19 protein-coding genes are annotated in these 18,592 nt (G+C 73.0%); 11 read left to right on the forward strand and 8 right to left on the reverse strand.

Going from position 1 to position 18,592, the window contains the following annotated elements; genetic code table 11:
• The first annotated feature begins 147 nt into the window (after window positions 1–147).
• The 10 genes from AC3WLN_RS09420 (at window position 148) to panC (ending at window position 9,211) form a co-directional block, all read left to right on the forward strand.
• Entirely contained in the window at window positions 148–1,158 is a 1,011-nt protein-coding gene (locus AC3WLN_RS09420) for an AAA family ATPase (protein WP_492480752.1), read from the forward strand.
• A 107-nt stretch (window positions 1,159–1,265) separates the two neighbouring features.
• Window positions 1,266–2,123: a DUF58 domain-containing protein gene (locus AC3WLN_RS09425; RefSeq protein WP_492480770.1), complete on the forward strand. Its 858-nt coding sequence runs from the start codon at window positions 1,266–1,268 to the stop codon at window positions 2,121–2,123.
• A gap of 72 nt (window positions 2,124–2,195) precedes the next feature.
• On the forward strand, window positions 2,196–2,654 hold the full coding sequence (locus AC3WLN_RS09430) for a DUF4381 family protein (RefSeq protein WP_463772023.1): 459 nt from the start codon (window positions 2,196–2,198) through the stop codon (window positions 2,652–2,654).
• Window positions 2,655–2,657: 3 nt separating this feature from the next.
• Window positions 2,658–3,683: a VWA domain-containing protein gene (locus AC3WLN_RS09435; RefSeq protein WP_492480753.1), complete on the forward strand. Its 1,026-nt coding sequence runs from the start codon at window positions 2,658–2,660 to the stop codon at window positions 3,681–3,683.
• Entirely contained in the window at window positions 3,680–4,609 is a 930-nt protein-coding gene (locus AC3WLN_RS09440; RefSeq protein WP_492480754.1) for a vWA domain-containing protein, read from the forward strand. The genes AC3WLN_RS09435 and AC3WLN_RS09440 overlap by 4 nt, the downstream gene beginning before the upstream one ends.
• Window positions 4,609–5,517 (forward strand): tetratricopeptide repeat protein, encoded by a 909-nt coding sequence (locus tag AC3WLN_RS09445; RefSeq protein WP_492480755.1) that lies wholly within the window; start codon window positions 4,609–4,611, stop codon window positions 5,515–5,517. Before AC3WLN_RS09440 ends, AC3WLN_RS09445 begins: the two co-directional genes overlap by 1 nt.
• 5 nt (window positions 5,518–5,522) lie before the next feature.
• Entirely contained in the window at window positions 5,523–6,830 is a 1,308-nt protein-coding gene (locus tag AC3WLN_RS09450) for a hypothetical protein (RefSeq protein WP_492480756.1), read from the forward strand.
• 26 nt (window positions 6,831–6,856) lie between these two features.
• Complete coding sequence (gene bla, locus AC3WLN_RS09455; protein WP_492480757.1) at window positions 6,857–7,801, forward strand: class A beta-lactamase; 945 nt, start codon at window positions 6,857–6,859, stop codon at window positions 7,799–7,801.
• Between the two features lie 50 nt (window positions 7,802–7,851).
• A complete protein-coding gene (locus tag AC3WLN_RS09460; protein WP_492480758.1) occupies window positions 7,852–8,265 on the forward strand; it encodes a hypothetical protein in 414 nt (137 codons plus the stop codon).
• A gap of 88 nt (window positions 8,266–8,353) precedes the next feature.
• Window positions 8,354–9,211: a pantoate--beta-alanine ligase gene (panC, locus tag AC3WLN_RS09465; protein ID WP_492480759.1), complete on the forward strand. Its 858-nt coding sequence runs from the start codon at window positions 8,354–8,356 to the stop codon at window positions 9,209–9,211.
• 12 nt (window positions 9,212–9,223) lie between these two features.
• Here panC and AC3WLN_RS09470 read toward each other — a convergent pair whose 3' ends face one another.
• The 8 genes from AC3WLN_RS09470 to AC3WLN_RS09505 form a co-directional block, all read right to left on the reverse strand.
• Window positions 9,224–10,600 carry an extracellular catalytic domain type 1 short-chain-length polyhydroxyalkanoate depolymerase gene (locus AC3WLN_RS09470; RefSeq protein WP_492480760.1) on the reverse strand — a complete coding sequence of 459 codons (1,377 nt, stop codon included), beginning with the start codon at window positions 10,598–10,600 and terminating at the stop codon, window positions 9,224–9,226.
• A gap of 68 nt (window positions 10,601–10,668) precedes the next feature.
• The gene (locus AC3WLN_RS09475) at window positions 10,669–11,094 is read right to left on the reverse strand and encodes a CopG family transcriptional regulator (protein ID WP_463772050.1); all 426 of its coding nucleotides are present in this window, start codon (window positions 11,092–11,094) and stop codon (window positions 10,669–10,671) included.
• 150 nt (window positions 11,095–11,244) lie between these two features.
• The gene (gene dnaQ / locus AC3WLN_RS09480; RefSeq protein WP_492480761.1) at window positions 11,245–11,970 is read right to left on the reverse strand and encodes a DNA polymerase III subunit epsilon; all 726 of its coding nucleotides are present in this window, start codon (window positions 11,968–11,970) and stop codon (window positions 11,245–11,247) included.
• A 58-nt stretch (window positions 11,971–12,028) separates the two neighbouring features.
• On the reverse strand, window positions 12,029–12,643 hold the full coding sequence (gene coaE / locus AC3WLN_RS09485) for a dephospho-CoA kinase (RefSeq protein ID WP_492480762.1): 615 nt from the start codon (window positions 12,641–12,643) through the stop codon (window positions 12,029–12,031).
• Window positions 12,640–13,479, reverse strand: a complete 840-nt coding sequence (locus tag AC3WLN_RS09490) for a shikimate dehydrogenase (protein ID WP_492480763.1) — start codon at window positions 13,477–13,479, stop codon at window positions 12,640–12,642. The genes coaE and AC3WLN_RS09490 overlap by 4 nt, the downstream gene beginning before the upstream one ends.
• Window positions 13,476–14,429, reverse strand: a complete 954-nt coding sequence (locus tag AC3WLN_RS09495) for a cation diffusion facilitator family transporter (RefSeq protein WP_492480764.1) — start codon at window positions 14,427–14,429, stop codon at window positions 13,476–13,478. The genes AC3WLN_RS09490 and AC3WLN_RS09495 overlap by 4 nt, the downstream gene beginning before the upstream one ends.
• Before the next feature lie 1,084 nt (window positions 14,430–15,513).
• Entirely contained in the window at window positions 15,514–16,002 is a 489-nt protein-coding gene (hemJ, locus tag AC3WLN_RS09500; protein ID WP_492480765.1) for a protoporphyrinogen oxidase HemJ, read from the reverse strand.
• Window positions 15,968–17,113 (reverse strand): uroporphyrinogen decarboxylase, encoded by a 1,146-nt coding sequence (locus AC3WLN_RS09505; protein ID WP_492480766.1) that lies wholly within the window; start codon window positions 17,111–17,113, stop codon window positions 15,968–15,970. The genes hemJ and AC3WLN_RS09505 overlap by 35 nt, the downstream gene beginning before the upstream one ends.
• A 534-nt stretch (window positions 17,114–17,647) precedes the next feature.
• Between AC3WLN_RS09505 and AC3WLN_RS09510 the strand changes: the two genes are divergently transcribed.
• Window positions 17,648–18,478 (forward strand): pyruvate, water dikinase regulatory protein, encoded by an 831-nt coding sequence (locus AC3WLN_RS09510; RefSeq protein WP_056472779.1) that lies wholly within the window; start codon window positions 17,648–17,650, stop codon window positions 18,476–18,478.
• Window positions 18,479–18,592: the final 114 nt, after the last annotated feature.

An 18,592-nucleotide genomic window follows, 5' to 3' on the forward strand; every position in this document is an offset into this window, starting at 1 on the left:
CTCCGCAGCGGGCACACCCGAAGGCTGCGGATCGCTCAAGAATCCGCACCATAAAAATGTCACCGAGGAGACGCGCATGGACCGGCCCACCGTTCCTGCTCCATCGACGATCCGGGCGCTCCGTCCGGCCGGCGCGAGCCCGTCCGCATGAGCGGCGCGGCCCTCGCCGAACGGCCGGCACCCGGCGCCCCGCCCGTGGACGCCGCCCTGCGGGCACGCATCCTCGCGCTTCGCGACGGCCTTCTGCACGGGCTCATCGGCGCCGACGCCATGGTCGAGCGCCTCCTCATCGGACTCCTCACCGGCGGCCACCTCCTCATCGAGGGCGCGCCCGGCCTCGCCAAGACCCGGGCGGTCAAGCGCCTGTCGGACGGGCTCGACGGCAGCTTCGCCCGCATCCAGTGCACCCCGGACCTGATGCCCGCCGACCTCACCGGCACCACCGTGTGGCGCCAGGATGCCGGCGACTTCGAGTTCCTGCCCGGCCCCCTGTTCCACTCCCTCGTCCTCGTCGACGAGGTGAACCGCGCCCCGCCGAAGGTGCAGTCGGCCCTGCTCGAGGCCATGGCCGAGGGCCAGATCACGGTCTCGGGCCACACCCATGCCCTGCCCGACCCGTTCATGGTGGTGGCGACCCAGAACCCGATCGAGCACGCCGGCACCTTCCCGCTGCCGGAGGCGCAGCTCGACCGCTTCCTCCTCCACGTCCTGGTGGAGATGCCCGACGAGGCCGCCGAGCGCCGCATCCTCGACCTCGTGGAGGGCGAGCTGAACCACCACGCCGAGGCGATGCCGGTGCGGCTCTCCGTGGCGGAGATCCGCGCCGCCCGCGAGGCCGCCCTCAACGTCTACGTCTCCCCGGCGCTGAAGGATTATCTCGTGCGGCTGGTGGCCGGCACCCGCACCGACGCGGCGGCCCCGGATCTGCGCGCCGCCATCGAGCACCCGGCCTCGCCGCGCGGCACCCTGGCGCTGATGGTGGCCGGCAAGGCGCGGGCCTACCTGCGCGGCCGCGACCACGTCATCCCCGAGGACGTGGCGGAGCTCGCCCCGGACGCGCTCGCCCACCGCATCGGCCTGACCTGGCGCGCCGCCGCCGAGGGCCAGACGGCGAGGGGCATCATCCGCGGCCTCGTCCAGCGGGTGCGGGCGCTCTGAGCGCGACCATGACCGTGCCGAGCCCGGCCCAAGCCCCAGCCTCAACCCCCTTGCCGGACACCGACCCGCTGATGGCGCCGGGCATCCACCTCTCCGGCGAGGCGCTGATGGGCCTGCGCCACCTCGCCCGGCGCGGCTCCGGCCCGGCCACCCGGACGCTGGCGGGCCTGCCCGGCGGGATCGTGACCCGGCGGCGCGGGCGCGGCTCCGAGCCGGACGACGTGCGCCTCTGGTCCGAGGGCGACGACCGCCGGCACATCGACCGCAACGCCACCGCCCGCACCGGCATCCTGCACGTGCGCACCCACCACGACGAGCGCGACCGGGCCGTGGTGCTGCTGGCCGATGTCCGGCCCTCGATGCTGTTCGGCACCCGGCGCGCCCTGCGCTCGGTGGCGGCGGCCGAGGCCCTGGTCCTGCTCGGCTGGCGCATCGTCGGCGACGGCGGCCGCATCGGCCTCGTGGCGGCGGGGGCCGGCGAGCCCGTGGTGGTGCGCCCGGCCGGCGGCGAGCGGGCGATGACCGCCCTCACGGGCGCCCTGGCACTGGCCCATGCCCGGGCCCTGGCCGACGACACGCGCGCGGACCCGCCCCTCGCACCCGCCCTGACGCTCGCCCAGAGCCTGCTGCCCTCGGGCGGCCACCTCGTCATCGGCAGCGCCCTCGACGCGCCGGGGGAGGATTTCGACCCCCTCCTGACGATCATGGCCGAGCGCCTGTCGATCCGCCTCGTCCTCGTCAGCGACGCCTTCGAGCGCGCCCGGCCGCCGGGCTTCTACCCCTTCGCCACGCCGGACGGCCGGCGTGGCACCGTGCAGGCGAGCCGGGCCGACCGGGCCTCCCCGGGCACCGATGCCCGCCTCGTCGCCTATGCCCAGCGCGGCATCGCGGGCCTGCGTCTCGACGTCGAGGCCGGTCCGGAGGCCTACGCGCCGCTGATGGAGCGCCTCGATGCGATGCTGTAGGGCGCCAAACACTCAGGCACCAAGCTCTCGGGGACCGAGCACTCGGGGACCAAGTCGCCAGGGAGTGGCCCGGTGACGCCCGACGCCCCGGCCGGCCTCGACCAGCTGCGCGGCCTGCACCTGCCCGCCGAGACGGGCGGGGCGCAGGGCGCCGTGATGCTCGCCATCGCGCTGGGCTTCACCGCGGCCCTGGTCCTCGGCCTGCTGCGCTGGCTGCGGGCGCGCCGGCGCGGCTCCGTCCGGCGCGCGGCCCTGGCCGATCTCGCCGCCGCCAACGCCCTGCCGCCGGAGCACCGCCGGGTGGCGCAGGCGCAGCTCCTGCGCCGCCTCGCCCGCACCCTCCAGGGCGACGCCGCGGCGGATGCCCAGGGGACAGCCTGGGCCGCCACCCTCGACCGGCTCTTCGCCACGACCTTCTTCAGCGCCGGCGCGGGCCGGATCTTCGCCGAGGGCCTCTACCGGCGCGACGCGGCCGAGCCCGGCCCGGTGGAGGCCGAGCTGGCGCGGCTGTTCGCCCGGATCGGGGCCTGAGCCATGCTGACGGGATTTTGGCCGCACTGGCTCACCGCCCTGGCCTCGGCCTTCGACCTCGCGAGCCCCTATGCCCTGCTGCTGCTGCCCCTGCCGCTCCTGGCGGCCCGACTGATGCCGCCCGAGCGGGTCGGGGCGAGCGGCGCCCTGCGGGTGCCGCCCTCCCTGGTGGCCGAGGCCGCCCGGGGCGACAGCGTGGCGGCGCGCGGGCGCGGCCGCGCCGTCCTGGTCTGGACCCTGTGGGCGGCCCTGGTGGTCGCGCTGGCGGGGCCGCGCCTCGTTCTGCCGGCCACGGCCCTGCCGGCCTCGGGCCGCGAGATCATGCTGGTGATGGACCTCTCGGGCTCGATGGAGCGGCGCGACTTCGCCCTCGACGGCCAGACCGTGACCCGGCTCGCCGCGGTCAAGCGGGTCGGCACCGACTTCATCCGCCGCCGGGCCGGCGACCGCATCGGCCTCGTCATCTTCGCCAACGAATCCTACGTGGCCGCGAGCCCGAGCTTCGACACCGCCACCGTCGCCCGCGCCCTCGACGAGGCGACCATCGGCCTCGTCGGCCGCTCCACCGGCATCGGCGACGGCCTCGGCCTCGCCCTCAAGCGCCTGACCCCGGCGGGGCCGGAGGCCGAGGGCGCGCCGCCCACCACCGCCAAGGTGGTGATCCTGATGACCGACGGCGCCAACAATGCCGGCCAGACCACCCCCCGGGACGTGGCCGGGCTCGCCAAGGAGCTCGGCGTGCGCGTCCACACCATCGCGCTGGGGCCCCGCGACCTCTCCAACGCCGAGGGCGAGCAGGACGTCGTCGACACCGAGACCCTGCGGGACATCGCGGACCTCACCGGCGGCCGGATGTTTCGCGTGAAGACCACCGACGACCTCATCGCCATGGCGGAGGCCATCGACGCGATCGAGGGCGGCCGCGCCAAGGCGCCGCCGGTGCCCCTGCGCAAGGACCTCTGGCCCTGGCCCGCCGCCCTCGCCTTCCTGGCCGCGGCCGGCCTCCTCGCGTCGCGGCGGACCGCATGAACCTCCTCGACACCCTCGCCGTCCTGCGGCCCTGGTGGCTGGCGGCGATCCCCCTCGTGGCCGCCCTGGCGCTGCGCGCCGCCTGGCGCTCGGCCCCCCTCGGCGACTGGACCCGGGCCGTCGATCCCGGCCTGATGGCGCTGCTCGCCCGGCGCGGGGCGGTGCTCGGCGGGCGCCGGCAGGCGAACCTCGCCGCGGCGATCGCGGCCGGGCTCGTCGCCCTGGCCCTCACCGGCCCGGCGGTGGAGCGCCCGGACGCCGCCACCTTCCGCAACCTCGACGCGACCGTGGTGGTATGCGACCTGTCGCGCTCCATCGCGGAGGGCGGCCATCTCAAGGACGTGCGCCAGGTCGCGCAGGCGGTGGCCGAGGCCGCGGGCACCCGCAGCGTCGCCGTGGTGGTCTATGCCGGGGACAGTTACCTCGCCGCCCCGCCCACCACCGACCGGGACGCCCTCGCCTCGACCCTGTTCGCCCTCGACGGCGACACCGTGCCGGACCGGGGCACCCATCCCGAGCGCGGCCTCGCGCTCGCCCGCCGCACCCTGGAGGAGGCCGGGGTGATCGCGGGCGACGTGGTCCTCCTCACCGACGGCGACGGCATCGGCGACGCGGCCCTGCGCGAGGCCACGGCGATCCGGGCCAAGGGCTGGCACCTGCACGGGCTGTTCGTGCCGGCCGGTCCCGGCCTGCCGGCGGGTTCGCCCAAGCCCGACCGGGGCGCCCTCGAGCGCTTGGCCGATGCGGGCGCGGGCCGCTTCGCCCTCCTCGACAGCCCCGCCCCGGTCCTCGACGCGGTGGGCGCCAGCACCGCCCAGCACCTCGCCGCCGGGGGCTACACCGTGCTGGCCTTCGCCGATCTCGGGCGCTGGCTCGTGCTGCTGGCCCTGCTGCCGGCCCTCGTCCTGTTCCGCAGGAGCGCCTGATGGCCCTCGGTGTCCTCTCCGACCGCCTGCCGGCCCTCCCCCGCGACTGGACCCGCTGGGCGCGTCTGGCCGCCCTCGGGCTCGCGGGTGCCGGCATCCTCGGCCTCACCGCCACCGCGCAGCCGCGCACCGGCCTCGGCCGCGCCCTGATGGGGGCCGGCCTGCCCGGGGCCGCCGCCTGGGTGCTGGACGATCCGGCCTGGCGCGGCCCGGCCCTCTACCAGGCCGGGCGCTACACGGAAGCCGCCGCCCTGTTCCGCAACGGCGGCCGGCGCAACGCCTACAACCTCGGCAACGCGCTCGCGAGATCCGGCGACCTGCAGGGGGCGCTGGACGCCTACGACGCCGCCCTGCAGTACAATCCGCGCGATGCCGACGCGCAGGCCAACCGCTCGCTGATCGCCCGCCTCGTGGACGAGGGCGCCGGCGATCCCGGCAAGGGCGGCGGCGTGGCCAACGCCACCGCCACCGTGGGCGCGCGCTACAACAAGACCTCGAACCAGGACCCCAACGACGACACCCAGGCCACCTCCAGCGGCGAGGGCCTGGCCGGCAACAAGGAGGGCGGCACCACCTCCTCGACGCCGGGCAACAGCAAGGTCGCCCGGCGCGGCAAGGCCGAGCAGGTCTCGCTGGATTCCGGCAAGGGCGAAGCCCGCGGCTCGGCCAGCGACGCGGCCGGGCGCGGCCGCACGGGGGCGGGCTCGGCCATGGTCGCGGCCGCCCCCGAGCGGGAGGTGCGCCGGGTGACCAAGAGCTTCGAGGCCCACGAGATCCGCCCCGACCGCCTCTGGCTGCAGACCCTGCCGGACGATCCCGGACGCTATCTCAAGCTGCGCCTGAAGGCGGAGCAGGCCGCCCGCATCGAGGCCGGCACGGCGGTGCCGGGGGGAAGCAACCCATGGTGAGTGTGATGCAGCCCCCCCGCTCCCCCTCGCGGGAGAGAGGTTTTACGGCGTGTCTCGCCCTGATCCTCACGTGCCTCGCGCCCCTCCCCGCCCGGGCCGAAATCGGCCCCGGCGACCTCACCCTCACGGTGACCCCGGAGCGCAACGGCAACGCCGATCCGTTCTCCCGCGAGATGGTGCTGCTGCGCATCCACGGGGTCTACCGCCAGCCGATCCTGCTGGAGGAGGTGATCCAGCCGTCGCTGGCCAATTTCAGCTGGACGCAGCTCGGCCGCGACGCCTGGTCGAAGACCCGCCTGCCCGACGGGCAGGTGGCGATCGCCTTCGACCGGGTGGTGGCGGTCTTCCCGCACCATCCGGGCGACTTCACCATCGATCCGTTCCTGCACCGCCTCACCGTCAACGACGGCGGCAAGCGGGTCGTCGTCGACGTGCCCTCGGCCCCGGTGACCCTGCCCGTCGCCACCTGGACGAAGCCGGTGGGCGGCCCCGACGCCAAGGAGCCCTGGTGGCTGCCGGCCAAGGACGTCACGATCACGGATTCCTGGAGCCCCGATCCCGAGACGGTGAAACTCGGCGAGACCACCCGGCGCATCGTCACCCTGGAGGCGCAGGGCATGGTCGCCGAGGGGCTGCCGCCCCGCCCGGTGATGCGCACGCGCGGCATCCTCACCTTCGCCGGGCCGGTGACCCGCGAGACTCTGATCACCCCCGCCGGACCCGTGGCCCGCGTGACCTATCAGTGGGACGTGCGCCCGGCGATCGAGGAGATCATTCCCCTCGACGCGATCGTCATCCCGTGGTTCGACACCGTCTCGCGCACCCTGCGCGAGGCCGAGATCCCGGCCCGCCAGATCGGCGGCGGACTGCCCGACCGGGACGACGAGGCGAAACCCGTCCTGCCCGCCTCCCCCCTGGTGGTGGCGACGGCGGCCCTGGGCGCCTTCGGCCTCGGCCTCGCCCTGCTGGGTTTCGGCACCGGCGCCCGTACGGGACGCCGGCGCCTCGACGGGCGGACGCGCCGGGCGCTGGGCCGGGCCGCCTCGGCCCGGGATGCGCGCGCCTTCCGGGCCCGGCTCGATCCCGTCCTCCTGGAACGGCCGGACCTCGCCCGCGCCTGGCGGGCCGACCCCGAGATCGCCGCGGGCCTCGACGCCCTCGACGCCCATCTCTACGGGCCCGGCAACGCGGCCGGACCCGACCTGCCCGGCCTCGCCCGCGTCCTGGGACGCCCCGTCGCCACACCCGCGACGGCGACGGACGCGCCCGCGCGCCTTGCCCCCCTCGACGGCCGGGCGCGGGCCGCAGGCTGAACCCCGCCCCGACACGCCGGAACACCATGAGCCTGACGCGACGGACACTCCTCGGAGCGAGCGCCCTCTTGCCAGTGCTCTTGCCGGTGCTCCAGCCGGGCGCGGCGCTGACCCAGCCGGGACCGGCGCAGGGCGGGCCGGATCGAGGGCGGGCCGGGCGGTTCGCCGAGGCCGAGGCGGCGTTGGCGCGGATCGCCGGGGATCTCGGCGGCCGGGCCGGGATCGCGGTGCTCGACCTGGGCGGCGGCCCCGCCCTCCTGCACGACGCCGAGGCCACCTTCCCGATGTGCAGCACCTTCAAGCTCCTCCTCGCCGCCGCGATCCTGGCCCGGGTCGAGGCCGGCCACGAGCGCCTGGACCGGCGCCTCGCCTACGGCGCGGCCGACCTCGACAGCTACGCTCCCGTCACCGGGGGCGCTCTCAGGGCGGGCGGCCCGGAGGCCGGGGCGATGTCCGTGGAGGCCCTGTGCGCGGCCGCGATGGTCTGGAGCGACAACACCGCCGCCAATCTCCTGCTCGGCGCCCTCGGCGGACCCGCGGCCCTGACCGCCTGGTGCCGGAGCCTCGGCGACCCGGTGACCCGCCTCGACCGGACCGAGCCCGACCTGAATTCGGCCGTGCCCGGCGATCCCCGCGACACCACCCGGCCGGCCGCGATGGCGGCCACCGTCGGAAAGATCCTGCTCGGGCCGTCGCTGACGGAGGCGGGCCGTGCCCGGCTCGAGGGCTGGATGACGGCCTCCCGCACCGGGACGAAGCGCCTGCGGGCGGGGCTTCCCGCGGCGTGGGGAGTCGGCGACAAGACCGGCAGCGGGGCGAACGGCACCGCCAACGTGGTGGCGCTCCTGCGTCCGCCGGCCCGGGCACCCCTGGCGGCGGCCGTCTACCTGACGGGATCGGACGCCGCGAGCGAGGCCCGCGACGCGGCCCATGCGGCGATCGGTCGGGTCATCGCGGCGGCCTATGGTTAACACTCGGTTCACGCCTGCCTGCCACCGTCGTCCCGCGAGGAGTGGACCCGATGCGGCGTGGCTGTGTGGCGATCAGACGGGGCGGGCCGGTGCTGGCGCTCCTGTGCGGGCTGGTGCTCCTGGCCGGGCTGGCGGCAATCCCTGCCGAGGCGGCGGATTTCGGCGGCCTCACCTTCCGGACGCCCGGCCGCGCGGCGGACGGGTATGCCCCGGAGCCCGAGGGCCTGCCGCGCTACTTCCCCCGGGCGGACGAGGAGGGCGGGGCGGTTCGTCGCCCGCCGGTGCTGCGCCGGCAGCTGGCCGGATGCATTCCCCGGCGGGTTCCCATCCCCACCGATGCGCTCGGCGACCCGAGCTATGTCGGCTCGGCCTACGGCCTCGGCAAGCCGAGCTATTACGGCTTCACCCCACCCCTCGGGGTCGACGATCCCTATGGCCGGCCCCTGCGGCCCTATTGTCCCTGAGGCGTCTGGCCTCCGGACGGCGGTGCGATTAGGTCTCGCGCCCGAGGCGCGATTCCCGCCCCGAGGCCCTGCCGAGGACGATCCACCGATGTCCGATCCCGCTTCCCCGCTCCGGTTCACGGCCGTCGGTCCCCTGCGCGCCGAGGTCGCCGCCTGGCGCGGGGCCGGCGAGCGGGTGGTGCTTGTGCCGACGATGGGTGCGCTCCATGCCGGCCACCTCGCCCTGATGGCGCGGGCGCGCAGCCTCGGCCGGCGCGTGGTGGCGAGCATCTTCGTCAATCCGACCCAGTTCGGCCCGAACGAGGATTTCTCGCGCTATCCCCGCGACACCGAGGCCGACCTCGCCCGGCTGGCGGAGGCACGCGTCGACGCCGCCTACCTGCCGGAGGTCTCCGGCATGTATCCCGAGCATTTCTCGACCCGGATCGAGGTGGGGGACCTCACCGAGGGCCTGTGCGGCGCCTATCGGCCGGGCCACTTCTCGGGCGTCGCCACGGTGGTGACCAAGCTCCTCAACCAGGTCCAGCCCGACTGCGCCCTGTTCGGCGAGAAGGACTACCAGCAGCTCCTGGTGATCCGCCGTGCCGTGCGCGACCTCGACCTGCCCGTCGAGATCCAGGGGGTGCCGACCCTGCGGGAAGCGGACGGCCTGGCGCTGTCCTCGCGCAACCGCTACCTCGCCCCCGACGAGCGCGCGCGCGCGCCGCGCCTCCACGCCGTCCTGTCCGAGATCGCCGCCGGGCTCGCGGCCGGCGCGGATGCCGGTCCCCTGGTCGCGCGGGGCCGGGCCGCCCTGGCGGCGGCGGGCTTCGCGCCGGTGCAGTATCTCGAGGTCCGCGATGCCGAGACGCTGGCGCCGGTGACGCGCGCGACCCGGCCGGCCCGGGTGCTGGCGGCGGCCTATCTCGGGGCCACGCGCCTCATCGACAACGTCGCGGTGGGCTGAGCCGCCGGACGCTCAGGCCCGGCCCGCCGCCAGGGGGTTCGCCCGGAAGAAGTCGAGCATCGCCCGCGTGGCGTCGGGTCCGCGCGGATCGGTGTAGCTCCCGGCCGGACTGCCGCCGGACCAGGCATGGCCGAGGCCGCGCACGATCCAGCTCTCCACCGCGACCCGGCCGTCCGCGTCGGCGTAGCGGGTGCGGGTGTAGGACAGGCCGCCCGGGCTCACCGCCTCCGCCGCCTCGGGCGTCAGCCCGTCGATGCCGGCCTGGGCCAGGGCCTGCTCGCCGTTGCGGGGATTGACCGTGCCGTCGCTCTCCCCGTGGAACACGATGGTGGGCACCCGCACCGTGGAGACCGCGCCGTCGGCGGTGGCCACGGGGCCGAGGCGCATCACCGTGAGCGCGGTCGAGACGTCGCGGGCGCAGCCCGCCGCGAGGCCGGAATGGATGCCCACCGCGGCGTAGAGGTCGGGATAGACCCGGGCGATGTTCACCGCCGCGGCAGCGCCCGCCGACAGGCCGGCGATGTAGACCCGGCTCGGATCGACCCGGTGCTCGGCGATGATCGCGCGCGTCAGCCCGGCGATGATCCCGGCCTCGCCGGACTCCCGGCCCTGGTCGACGGGCTGGAACCAGTTCCAGCAGCGCTGGCCGTTGGCGCGCCCGCTCTGGGCCGGATAGGCGACGAGGAAGCCTTCGGCCTCCGCGAGGGCGTTCATGCCGGTGCCGGCGGCGAAATCGTCCGGCGACTGGGTGCAGCCGTGCAGCATCACCACCAGGGGCAGGTTGGGACGGGCATAGCTGGGGACGAACAGCTTGTAGTCGCGCGCGCCGGCGGCGTTCGAGAAGCTGTGCGTGGTGAAGCTGCCCCCCTCGGTGAGGGGGGCGCGGGCTTGGTTGAAACCCGACGGGCCGAGGCCCCCGGCCAGCCCCGAGACGAGGGAACCGAGATTGCCGGCGAGCCCGGACGGGTTGCCGCCGCCCTGGCCGGCCTTGCCCAGGCCGCCGAGCACCGGGGCGATCCCCCGCGTCACCGTTTCCACGACCTTGCGCAGCTTCTCGGGCAGGATCGCGGCGAGGCCGGCCTCCTCGCCGGAGGCCGGACCCGGCCGGGACGCGGGATGTCCGGCGGCCCTGGCCGACGCGCCGGGGTGGTCGGGTGCCGCGCGCTGGGCGGCGGGACCGGTCTCGACGCGCTCGGCCACGAGGTCGATGGTGCGGGGCTCGGCCGCCGGGGCGGCGTGTCCCGCCGGGGGCCGGGGCGCGGGCGGTGCGCCGGAAAAGCCGCGCTGCAGCAGGTCCGTCGCGTCCTGCAGGCGTCCGGCCGCCGTGAGGCGCGTCGCCTCCATCATGTCGGCGAGGCGGTCCTGCATCCGGTTCGAAGGATCGGTCATGGGAGTCGCTTTCCGGCTCGACGCCATGTCGAACCATGCGAGGTCGGGAATTCGGGCTGGGACGCTGTCTAGAGAAGGCGGTCGGCGAGGGCCGCCTTCACGGCCGGGGTCGCCTGCAGGCTGCCCATGACTTCGATCGACGCGATGGCGTCGCGGGCCAGTTCCGGGGTTACGTCGGGCGCGATGCTGGCGAGCCCGAGGACGCGGATGTCGAGGCGGATGCCGCTGGCCCGCGCGGCCTCGAGCTCGGCCCGGTCGTAGCGGCGCAGGCCGAGTTCGACGCCCTTGCGGGCTACGGATTGACGGGTGACGTCGCCGTGGCGGGCGATCTGGTTGCGCACGGCCGTGCGGATGAAGTCGCTCCGGTTGGCGTAGACGCTCTCGGAGACGAGGAGATCGATGTGGCCGAGGTCGACATAGCCGAGATTGATCGTGATCTTCTCGGTGTCGCCGACCCGGATCGGCGCCTTGGGCTTGTCCTCAAGATCGAGCATCGTACCTTCCCGCTACCATCCCGCTGGATGGTATATGGGAGGTCTTTGCTGCGATGCAATATGGCGGGTCGTGCGTCGCAGCATCGTGACGGCCGCGACGGACCCGTCGAACGGACAATCCCGCCCGGGCCGGACAGGTTCGGTCCGCCGTCAGGCGGACTCCTCCTCGCCGAGATAGTCGCGCCAGATCGCGCCGCCGCCGCCGAGGGTCGCGATGAAGGCGGCGTGCCGGGCGCGCTCGGCCTCGCTGAGCCGGTGGCGCAGCTGGCGTGGGCCGACCGGCACCGCCTCGCCCCCATCCCCGAGGATCACCACCTCCTCCACCTCCGTCATGGCGAGGCCGAGGCTGGTCTGCTTGCCCCCGAGGAGCTCGACATAGACCTCCGCCAGGATCTGCGCGTCGAGGAGGGCGCCGTGCTTGGTCCGCCGCGTGGTGTCGATGCCGTAGCGCGAGCACAGGGCGTCGAGGTTGTTGGCCGCTCCCGTGTGCTTGCGGCGGGCGAGCTGCAGGGTGTCCACGACGCCGGCGAGGTCGATGGGCGGGGGCGCGGCCGCGCCGAGGCGGGCGTATTCCATGTTGAGGAAGCCGACGTCGAAGGGCGCGTTGTGGATCACCAGGGGCGAGTCGCCGCAGAAATCGCGGAACGCGTCGACGATGTCGGCGAAGAGCGGCTTGTCGGCCAGGAAGGCATCGGAGATCCCGTGCACCGCGAAGGCGCCCTGGGAGACGGGCCGGGTCGGATTGATGAACTGGTGGAAGGACTTGCCGGTCTGGACGTGGTTGATCAGCTCGACGCAGCCGATCTCGATCAGGCGGTCGCCGTTCTTGGCGTCCGTGCCGGTGGTCTCGGTGTCGAGGACGATCTCGCGCAGCATCGAAGGATCCTGGAGGGTGGCGTTCGGCCACCGGACCATGCGCGCTCCGCAGACCGCGTCAAGGCGCGGCCGGTCCCGGTCCCGCGGCGAGTTGCCGGATGATCGCCGCCACCTCGGCCTCGGCGTGGTCGAAGCCCAGGCTGGTATCGAGGACGAAATCGGCCCGGGCCCGCTTCTCGGCATCGGGCATCTGCTTGGCGCGGATCGCCTCGAAGGTCGCCGCATCCATGCCGGGCCGGGCGAGCACCCGGGCGCGCTGCACGTCGGGCGGAGCGGTGACGACGAGGACCCGGTCGCAGCGGGCCTCGGCGCCGGTCTCGAACAGGAGCGGGATGTCGAGGAGCACCAGGGGCGCCCCGGTGTGGCGGGCGAGGAAATCGCGGGCCGCCGCCTGGGCCAGGGGATGGACCAGGGCCTCCAGGGCGGCGAGGCGCTCGGGCGCGCCGATCACGGCCTCGCGCAGGCGGGTCCGGTCGACGGCCCCGTTCGCGTCCAGGGTGCCGGGGAAGGCTTCCCCGATGGCGGCCGCCGCCGCGCCGCCGGCGCCGTAGAGGGCGTGCACGGCCGCATCCGCGTCGTGGACCGGCACGCCGTGGCGCGCGAACATCGCCGCGGTGGCGGACTTGCCCATGCCGATCGAGCCGGTGAGCCCGAGGATGACGGGCCGGCTCATGCGGGCGCGAGATCCGCGACGATCCGGGCCCGCAGGGCGGGCGTCACGCGCGGCGTGGTGCGGAACCAGCGGGCGAAGCCCGGCACCGCCTGGTGCAGCAGCATGCCGAGGCCGTCGACGGCGGGCAGCCCCCGCGCCCGCGCCGCCGCGAGGAGGGCCGTCTCCAGGGGGGCGTAGACGATGTCGGCCACCGCGGCGTCCCCGGGGAGCGGCAGGAGGTCGAGATCGAGGGGCGGATGGCCGACCATGCCGAGGGAGGTGGTGTTCACGAGGAGCCCCGTCCGCGCCATCGCGTCCGGCAGGTCGTGCCAGGCCACGGCCTCGACCCGGGTGGGATCGAGCGCCACCAGGGCCTCCGCCCGGGCCGGCGTCCGGTTGGCGACTCCGATCCGGGCGAGGCCGCGCTCCAGCAGGCCGACCACGATGGCCCGGGCCGCGCCCCCGGCCCCGAGCACCAGGGCAGTGCCGGCGCCGCGCGCGGTCCAGTCCGGGCCGAGGCTCTGGTCGAGATGGGCGACGAAGCCCGGGGCGTCGGTGTTGTCGCCGCAGAGGCGCCCGGAGCCGTCGAAGAACAGGGTGTTGACCGCCCCGATCCGGTCCGCCCGCGGCGTCCGGGATTCGACCAGCCCGAACGCCGTCTCCTTGTGCGGGATGGTGACGTTGCCGCCAGCGAACCCGTTCGCGCGCAGACCCGCCAGGAAGGCCGGAAAGGCCTCGGGCGCCACGTCGATCCGCTCGTAGCGGCCGTCGATGCCGTGCTCGGCGAGCCAGTGGCCGTGGATCAGGGGCGAGCGCGAATGCGCGATGGGATGTCCGACGACGAAGGCGCGGATCATACGGTGCAGTCTCCGGCGAGCGCGCAGGCGGGGCCGCCCGCCTCCTCGATCTGTAGGGTGGCGTGGCCGATGCCGAAGCGGGCCTTCAGCTCGGCGGCCGTGGCGATGAGGAAGCCGTTGCCGGGGTGTCCCTCCGCCATGACGAGGTGCGCCGTCAGGGCGATGTCGGTGGTGCTCATCGGCCAGATGTGGAGGTCGTGCAGGTCCGCGACGCCGGAGCGCCCGCGCAGGTAGGCCCCCACCACCGCCGGATCGATGCCGGCGGGCACCGCCGAGAGGGACATCACCACGCTGTCGCGCAGGAGGCCCCAGGTCGCCCAGACGATGAGGCCGGCGATGACGAGGCTGACCAGGGGGTCGATCCAGGCCGCCCCCGTCAGCACGATGATCAGGCCGGTCACCACCACGCCGGCCGAGACGGCGGCATCGGCCAGCATGTGCAGGTAGGCGCCGCGGATGTTGATGTCGTCGCTGCCCGAGGCGAAGAGCCAGGCGGTGGCGCCGTTGATGAGGATGCCGATGCCGGCCACCACCATCACGGTCAGGCCCGCCACCGGCTGCGGCTCGGGGGCGATCAGGCGGGCGACCGCCTCCCAGGCGATGGCGCCGGTGGCCACCAGCAGGAACACCGCGTTGAACAGGGCGGCGAGGATCGAGGAGCCGCGCAGGCCGTAGGTGAAGCGGGCGGTGGGCGCGCGCTTGACCAGCACCGAGGCGATCCAGGCGACGAGGAGCCCGAGCACGTCCGAGAGGTTGTGGCCGGCATCCGCCACCAGGGCCATGGACTCGCTGGCGAAGCCGTAGATCGCTTCGATGACCACGAAGGCGATGTTGAGGCTGATGCCGATGGCGAAGGCCCGCCCGAAGGTGGCCGGCGCGTGGGAATGGCCGCCACCCCCGTGGGAATGGCTATGGCCGTGATGATCGTCATCGTGCGCGGGTTCGGCCATCAAGTCCGCCTTCGGTGATGCATGGGGTTTCAGATCCAGTTGCTTGCTACTCTTTTCTGGAAGGGGCCGAGAGTGCGCGTGGTGTCGTCAGTCTCCGCAAGTCGAGGATCACCCGACCCCGTCCTACAAGGTGGAGCGGAACTCATCCATTTGGAGGAACACCGAACTCAGCGATCGAGGTTATCGTGATAAAAATGAGTGGTGGCTCTGCGGTTACTTGCCTGTCCAGCGTGTACTCCACGCAGTCATCCGGTCACGATATCATGCTAGGCGCCACCATGGGCAGTACTCACGCCGTTTCCAAAGCGCGTAGATTAAATATCCCGCTCCAATACAGAAGCACTGAAGCAGTGGACCTATCGCCAGGACGAAATTGAGACTGACAGACATTGGTTTTAGGGATATATACCCCATGATAATACTAATAAATAATTTTGCCAGCAAAACGTAGATTGTAGACCCAAATATGAACTCACTCAAAAGCGTCCCATCACGATTTGCACCGATTACACCAATTACGATTCCACACAATGCATAAACATAAGGTAGTGCGTCGATCGGCGCTTTATGCAGCGGTGTTGTTATAAGACTGCTCAATCCAACAGCTGGTTCGATCACTATGAGATAGATGCAGTACCAGGCTACCAGGGCTGCAATCCTTGAGAAGCGCATACGCTATCTCCCGATTCACTGCGTCGAAGTCGCTGTGGGCGTCTGTTCCGCTGTAAGAGGATCCATACCACAGGCCCTCTCCGCTTCCTGACTGGGTTTCTGTTGAATGTGTATAGGCCTCGCCCCCCCGAGCGCTTGGCTCCCGTTTGTGGTCGACGCGACGATCGCCACATAGTCACGGTTCGACGAGAGCCGATCCTATCTGCAGCAGCGGACTTGGCCGGAGGTCGGCACACCCGTCATTCCGGCTTCACCTCCTGCCCGTCCGGTGTGGACAACCCTTCAGGCCAAGGACGCCCCCCTCGATCAGGCCGAGGCGACGGGATGAGGCGACGGGATGAGGTAAGCCGGTCACGATGGCAGCGACGAACCCTAGGTCAAGAGGCCATCGCACCAATCCGTATCAGCCCGATCACCAGAGTGCCGGCTTCACCGCCGCCAGGATCACGATCAGGATCATGAGGAGCGTCGGCACCTCGTTGATCACCCGGTAGAACCTGTGGCCGCGCGTGTTCCGGTCGGCGGCGAAGTCCTTGACCATCCGGGCGAGCCAGCCGTGGATGCCGCTCATGGCGAGCACCAGCACGAACTTCGCCTGGAGCCAGCCGGCGGCGTAGTAGCCGCTCATCCAGGCCAGGATCAGCCCGAAGATCCAGGTGGCGATCATGGCCGGGGTCATGATCGCCTTCAGCAGGCGCCGTTCCATGACCTTGAAGGTCTCGGACTGCGCCGCCGCGTGCGGCCCCGGCACCAGGGCGGCGTGGTAGACGAACAGGCGCGGCAGGTAGAGCATCGCCGCCATCCAGGAGATCAGCGCGACGAGGTGCCCGGCCTTGAGCCAGGGATAGAGGCCGTCCACCGCCGCCTCAGCCCCGGAGCCGGGCGAGCATGCGCTCGACATGGGCGATCGGCGTCTGCGGCGTGATGCCGTGGCCGAGGTTGAAGATGTGCGGCAGGCCGTCCGTGGCGGCCAGCACCCCATCCACCGCCGCGTCCAGGGCTGCGCCCCCCTCGATCAGGGTCTCCGGATGGACGTTGCCCTGGGTCACCGTGGTGGCGGGCACCCGATCGCGCAGGGCCTTGAGGTCCACCGACCAGTCGACCCCGACCGCGTCGGCGGCGGTCTCGGGCACCACGCGGGCATGGCCGTCGAGACCGGAGCCGCGCGCGAATACGATGATCTTCGCGCCCGGCACGCGGGCCCGGACCCCGGCGATCATCCGGGCGATGGGCTGGAGGGACCAGCGGGTCAGGGCGTCGCGCTCGCCGGCCTCGGGCAGAGCGCTCTCCGAGACGTCGTTGACCGCCTCCTCGGAGGATTCCTCCGCGCCGCGCGCGTCGGGCAGGGCGCCGGCATGGGATTCGAAGATCTGCACCGCGTCGGCGCCGGCCTCGAGCTGGCGCACGAGATACTCGGTCTGCACCGTGACGAGGCGGTCGATCAGCGCCTCCACCAGGGCGGTGTCGTGCCGGGCGAGCGCCCGGGCCGGGGCGAGGTCCGGCGTGCCGCGCCCGCCGATCATGTAGCTCGCCACGGTCCAGGGCGCGCCGCAGAAGCCGAGCAGCGTGGTCTCGTTCGGCAGTTCGGCACGCAGGCGCCGAACGGTCTCGAAGACCGGCGCCAAGTGCGAGAAAATCGCCGGGTCGCCGGCCTCGCGCAGGCGCTCGAACTCGGGCCGGCCGGCCAGGGCGTCGAGGCGGGGCCCCTCCCCTTCCACGAAGCGGACGTTCTGGCCGAGCGCGTCCGGGATCACCAGGATGTCGGAGAACAGGATCGAGGCCTCGAAGCCGAAGCGCCGGATCGGCTGCAGCGTCACCTCGGTGGCGAAGTCGGGATTGTAGCAGAGGTCGAGGAAGGAGCCGGCCCGGGCCCGGACCGCGCGGTATTCCGGCAGGTAGCGCCCGGCCTGGCGCATCATCCAGGCGGGGGGTCGGGGCAGGGCCTCGCCCGCTAGAACCCGCAGGACCGCCCGATCCCCTGGACCGCGGTCCCCTGCAACTGCCTGGCTCATCCGATCTCCGACGTTACCGTTCCCCGATGGCCGGTATGTAGCACCGAAGCTGCGGATGTCTTCCTCTCGAAAACCCTTGTCTCGTCCGGGTGCCGGAGGGGCGCTCGGGCCGTCATCCCCACACCGCCTCTCTAAAAGGAAAGAGAGATTCTAGGACTCTGTTTTTTCTTTTAGAGGGGCGGATGGCGGGAGCGAAGAACCGTCCACAGGGCGTCCCCGCGGCCGCGGCGTTAATCAGGCTTTAACGGATTGGGTCCAATATCCTGGATAGGTGATGGCCGACAGTGCCTTGCCCCTGCCCGGCCGCGCCCGACCGAGCCTCGGTCCCGGATTCTCCCAAAACCGCGCGGGAATCGCGCCGGTGTGATCGCGTGTTGACGCCGGAGTCGACAACCCGGCTCGGCCACCCGCTGGACCGTTCGGGCAAGCCGGCTTATCCACCCTTATCGACTCCCCTGACCGAGCCCGGTGGACAAGACCCTGCGGCGCGCCGCCCGGGCTCCTCTCCGCCGGGCCGGAGGAGACTGCCCCTCGATGAGCCGTAGCTATTTCCACCTGCACCTCGTCTCGGATTCCACCGGCGAGACGCTGATCAACGTGGGCCGCGCGGCCGCCGCCCAGTACGAGGGCGTCTCGGCGATCGAGCACGTCTATCCCCTGGTGCGCTCCGGTCCGCAGCTCGAGCGGGTGATCTCCGAGATCGAGGCCGCGCCGGGGCTCGTGCTCTACACCCTGGTGGGCCACGACCTCACCGAGCGGCTGGAGGCGGCCTGCCGCGAGACCGGCTCGCCCTGCCTCTCGGTGCTGCAGCCGGTGCACGCCCTGCTGCAATCCTATCTCGGGGCGGATTCGACGGCCCGGCCCGGCGCGCAGCACATGCTCAACGCCGAGTACTTCAAGCGCATCGACGCGATGAACTTCACGCTCCTGCACGACGACGGCAACCTGCCCCTCGACGTGGACGAGGCCGACGTGATCCTCATCGGCGTCAGCCGCACCTCGAAGACCCCGACGGCGATCTACCTCGCCAATCGCGGCCTGAAGACCGCGAACTTTCCCCTGGTTCCGGGCATGCCCCTGCCCGAGAGCCTGGAGACGGCGCGCAAGCCGCTCCTGGTCGGGCTCCTCGCCAGCCCGGAGCGCATCGTCCAGATCCGCCAGAACCGGCTCCTCAGCCTGAAGGCCGACGATTCCTCGCTCTATGTCGACCGCAGCGCGGTGGCCGACGAGATCGCCGCCTGCCGGCGGCTCTGCGCCAAGCATCGCTGGCCGACCATCGACGTGACCCGGCGCTCGATCGAGGAGACGGCCGCGGCCATCCTCGACCTGCACCGCGAGCATCGCCTGAAATTCATCGCCTCGTGAGCGCGCCGAGCCGCCCGATGCCCACTTCCCCGATGCCCGGTTCCCCGAGGCCGGCCTCCCCCTGGCGCGGGGCCCTGCCCCTCCTCCTCGCCTCCACCAGCGCCACCCGGCGCG

The organism is Methylobacterium sp. FW306-05-D (genome assembly GCF_058782155.1).